Origin of the sequence: Mesorhizobium sp. M7A.F.Ca.CA.001.08.2.1, from assembly GCF_003998455.1 — a bacterium.
GTDB classification, from domain to species: Bacteria; Pseudomonadota; Alphaproteobacteria; order Rhizobiales; family Rhizobiaceae; genus Mesorhizobium; species Mesorhizobium ciceri.
The window spans coordinates 1-3,923 of record NZ_RZPW01000606.1 but is presented as its reverse complement, the minus strand read 5'-3'; the positions used below and the strand labels follow the sequence as shown (position 1 = coordinate 3,923).

Annotated in this window: 4 protein-coding genes and 1 pseudogene; 3 read left to right on the top strand and 2 right to left on the bottom strand. The window is 62.1% G+C overall.

Annotated features, from left to right (window positions below; genetic code table 11):
- Positions 1-783, top strand: a pseudogene (locus EN914_RS27305) (dihydropteroate synthase); the annotation flags it as partial.
- A 4-nt stretch (positions 784-787) separates the two neighbouring features.
- A complete protein-coding gene (locus EN914_RS27300) occupies positions 788-1,378 on the top strand; it encodes a DUF447 domain-containing protein (RefSeq protein WP_024504386.1) in 591 nt (196 codons plus the stop codon).
- Between the two features lie 20 nt (positions 1,379-1,398).
- Here the strand turns inward: EN914_RS27300 and EN914_RS27295 are convergent, their stop codons facing one another.
- Positions 1,399-2,436 carry a hydantoinase/oxoprolinase family protein gene (locus EN914_RS27295; protein ID WP_127389376.1) on the bottom strand — a complete coding sequence of 346 codons (1,038 nt, stop codon included), beginning with the start codon at positions 2,434-2,436 and terminating at the stop codon, positions 1,399-1,401.
- Positions 2,437-2,469: 33 nt separating this feature from the next.
- On the opposite strand from EN914_RS27295, the gene EN914_RS27290 reads away from it, so the two are divergent.
- Positions 2,470-3,180, top strand: a complete 711-nt coding sequence (locus EN914_RS27290; RefSeq protein WP_032899422.1) for a HisA/HisF-related TIM barrel protein — start codon at positions 2,470-2,472, stop codon at positions 3,178-3,180.
- Between the two features lie 137 nt (positions 3,181-3,317).
- Here the strand turns inward: EN914_RS27290 and fae are convergent, their stop codons facing one another.
- The gene (fae, locus tag EN914_RS27285) at positions 3,318-3,824 is read right to left on the bottom strand and encodes a formaldehyde-activating enzyme (protein ID WP_013532036.1); all 507 of its coding nucleotides are present in this window, start codon (positions 3,822-3,824) and stop codon (positions 3,318-3,320) included.
- Positions 3,825-3,923 lie beyond the last annotated feature (99 nt).

Here is a 3,923-nt window from a genome sequence, read left to right as displayed (position 1 = left end):
ACAGGGTATCAACACTGCCGTAGCCCGATGGTCGAAGATCAACGGCAGCGTGTTCTCATCGAGGCTGAGAAGATAGTCCGCGCCGGCGTCGCCTTCATTGCCGATCCCGTGCTCGACCCGATCCATTTCGGCTTCGCCGTTTCACTCGGGCGCTTCATCGAGGCGCGGCGCCGTTGGCCGGACATCGAATTGCTGATGGGCACCGGCAATCTCACCGAATTGACCGACGCCGACAGTTCCGGCGTTACAGCCGTTCTAGCGGGGCTCTGCTCGGAACTCCGGATCCGGAACGTGCTGGCGGTGCATGTCAGCCCACACACGGTGCGCACGATCGAGGAGCACGATATCGCCCGCCGCGTCATGTTGGCTGCTTGCACGGACGGCGCGTTGCCGCGCGGCTATCACCCAGGCCTGTTGCAGGTCCACGATCGCAAGCCTTTCACAGCCTCAACCGACGATATCGAGGCATTGGCGGCCCAGGTGCGCGATGCCAACTTCCGGATCGCGGTAGCGGAGGACGGCATCCATGTTTTCAATAGCAAAGGGCATGCGGTTGCCACGGATGCGTTCGAACTTTTTGCCGGGCTGGACGTCAACGCCGACGGCGCACACGCTTTTTACCTCGGCGCGGAACTGACGAAGGCGGAGATCGCGTGGCGCCTCGGCAAGCGTTATGTGCAGGACGAGCCGCTCGCATGGGGCGTTGCCGCGCCAGCACCCGAAACCGACCGTACCCGTCTTGCCGAGCCGGGCAAGACGCTCCGCGCAAGGAAAGAGCGCTAGGACCATGCCCTACATTCGCGAATCCATCATCACGACGGTCAACAAGGCAGGCAACGTCCACATCGCGCCGATCGGCATCATTGCCGAGAATGACGGTTGGGTTATCGCGCCGTTCCGGCCGTCGGTCACGCTCGACAATCTCGCCGAAGTGCCGTTCGCCATCGCCAATTATACTGACGACGTGCGTGTCTTTGCCGGCTGCCTGACAGGCCGCAAGCATTGGCCAACCGTTCCGGTTGACGGGTTCCCGGTGCCGAGGCTCGAGGCGGCGCTGGCGTATTCGGGCCTCGAAGTCCAGGCGGTCGATGACAATGGTGTGCGCCCCCGCCATTTCTGCCGCGTGGTGCGGGAGGAAACGCTCGCGCCGTTCACCGGCCTCAACCGAGCCAAGGCGGCGGTGCTTGAGCTGGCCATCCTGGTCAGCCGGCTCGGCATGCTGCCGCGCAACAAGATCGAGGCGGAAATCGCCTACCTTTCGATCGCCATCGAAAAGACGGCAGGCGACGGTGAAAAGGAAGCCTGGGGCTGGCTGATGCAGCGTGTCAGCGATCACTTGACCGCCAAAGGTTCGGATAGCGAGGACCCGCGAGCATAGGCGCGAGCGCCGCAACCTGCTTACGAAGGATATCCCGCCAAAAGCGCCACTGCGGACGCGGGTGCCGCGCTGCTCGCTTGCCCGCGAACAGTGTCATCGGCGGGGATGATGTCGGCGAAATCGACGTAACTGCGTTCCATGCGTTCGGCCAGCCGCCTGATCTGCCAGCGACCGCTTCCGGCGCCGACGATCGGGACATCCCGAGACAGGGTTCCGGCAACCAGCGCCGCTGCATCGTGCACTTTGCGCAGTTGCTGCTCGCTGAACCAGCGCGCGACTTCACCCCATTCCGGCGGGGTGAGGTCGGTGGCGTCGCGCCCTACCATGCGCGCCAGCCGCGCGATCGAGCCGTCCACAGTCTTTTCCTTGCCGTCGGCGGGAGGGGGCCTGTCGTCGTCCTCGTCGAGCACGCCCAGGATGCGGTGAGCGTCGGCGATCGAGGCGAAATATTCGTTCATCAGCGGCGTTAGCCTGCCATGAACGGGAGCCGACGAGGCTACGCCGAACAGGAATGTCCTGGTAAAGCCGGTATAGACCAATTCGCCGGTTAGAAGCCGTCCGGCATCGGTGTAGCCGTCATTGGCCACGGCGCCGTTCTTGATGGCGATAATATCGGTGGTGGTGGAGCCCATGTCGACGAACAGGGCATCGCCGGCGAGTTTTGCTACCAACAAGGCTGTCGCGTGCCAATTGGCGGAAGCCACATCGGCGGTCAGCTGCGCTGCCCGCTCGACTCCGACGAAACCGGATGGTCCGGCATAGACCAGCTTTTTGTCTGCGGGGAAATGGGTGGAAATCTGACCCAGCAGAGCCGCCACGCCGGCATCGCGGGACGGAAAGATGTCCGACAGTTCGCCCGTCATGGTGAATGCGTTGAGATCCGCACCCGCGTAGATCGGAGCCGTTTCGTCGAGGGCTGAAGCCAGCTTGTCCAACCCTTGCCAGAGCGGCGTTGCGATCGTTACCGCCTCGACGATGCGACCGTCTTGTGCGCGGGTCACCTTCAGATGCGCGCCGCCAATGTCGAAACCGGCAATGATGCCCTTTCTTTTTTCCACGCTTCAAGCTTTCATGACGGTGGCAATTGGTCGGTGAAAAAAGCGTTGCGTATCATTCCCGTTCTCGACCTGAAAGACGGCGTGGTGGTTCGCGCCCAGCAGGGAAAACGCGATCGCTACAGGCCGATCGTTACGCCGCTCAGCCGAAGCCCTGATGTGGTCGCGGTCGCTGAAGGACTGCGTGGGCTTTATCCTTTTTCCACCTTCTACATCGCAGATCTGGACGCTATCGAAGGCGGAGCGCCAAACAGCGACGCACTCGCCCGGCTGAGGACGATGGCGGAGCCGCCGGAACTTTGGGTCGATGCCGGCGTGGCCGACGAAAAGACACTTTTGGCGGCGCTTGCCGAACGCTCGCTGTCTCCTGTTCTGGGCTCTGAATCGCAGCGAGACGACATATTGCTGCGGCGTTTTCGCGATCATCCCGATCTCATCCTGTCCCTTGATTTCGTCGGCGATAGTTTTTGCGGGCCGCGTTCTCTTCTCGATGAGCCCGAGCTTTGGCCGCAAAAGGTGATTGTCATGACGCTGGCCAAGGTCGGTGCGGCCGCCGGTCCCGACTTCGGGCGGTTGCAGGAGGTCAAGGCCAAGGCCGGAAATCGCGCTGTCATTGCGGCCGGCGGTGTCCGCGACGAGAACGACATCAGGGCCTTGTCCGCCATGGGCGTCGCCGCGGCACTGGTCGCAACCTCATTGCACAACGCTACGCTCACGCCCGGCCGCCTCGCGTCACTCGGCGCCTGATCATCGTTGCTCGTCAGCTCCCGAAGGGCGTGCGCCCTTCGGGAGCTGACGTTTCAAAAGCCCAGAACCTTTTTCAGCCGGCGCAACAGACCATCCGTCTCAGAAGAGGGTTTTTCCTGTGCGGGGCTGTCTCTTGTCTAGGCTGCGAACGGATGCTTGACCTTGTCGCGCTGGGCCGTTGCTTCGGCGGCGGTCGGGGTTCCTGCAACGGCGCGCTGGATGGCTTCCTTTGTCGCCTCGTAATTGTATTTCTGGATCTTGGCGTCGTCCGCCGCGTCCCAATGGATGAATACCCCGACGCAGATGAACACGTCGTCTGCTTCGTTGGCCGGAATGGTCCCGTCCGCAACGCTGTCCTGCACGGCCTTTGCCACGGCGTGCTGCGCCGGGCCGAACATCTGAACCGCCTGTTTGGCACCCTTGATCGTGACCTTGTTGAACATCACGGTGTTGGGTTTGCATTGAAGATTGGGCGCGATCACCGCCAAAAGCGAAGTAAAGCCGTCCTTGTTGTTGGTAAGCGCGTTGCAAAATGCCGTTTCGACCGCGCTCCCCCGCGGGCCGATGAGCAGGTCGACATGCGCGACTTCGTTGCCGTCTCCCACCAGCGATTCACCGACCATAACCTTTGATATTTTTGCCATGCCAATTTCCTCCAAGACACAATTGTGATGTCCACGGACGCTGCAACCGAGCAGGCGCTCGATGGACAGCTATCCTTGTTGGCAGCGTCCGGATTTGCC

Excerpts from the sequence above, each read along its gene's own strand:
- EN914_RS27300 (WP_024504386.1), top strand. The coding sequence starts at position 788 with ATGCCCTACATTCGCGAATCCATCATCACGACGGTCAACAAGGCAGGC.
- fae (WP_013532036.1), bottom strand. The coding sequence starts at position 3,824 with ATGGCAAAAATATCAAAGGTTATGGTCGGTGAATCGCTGGTGGGAGAC.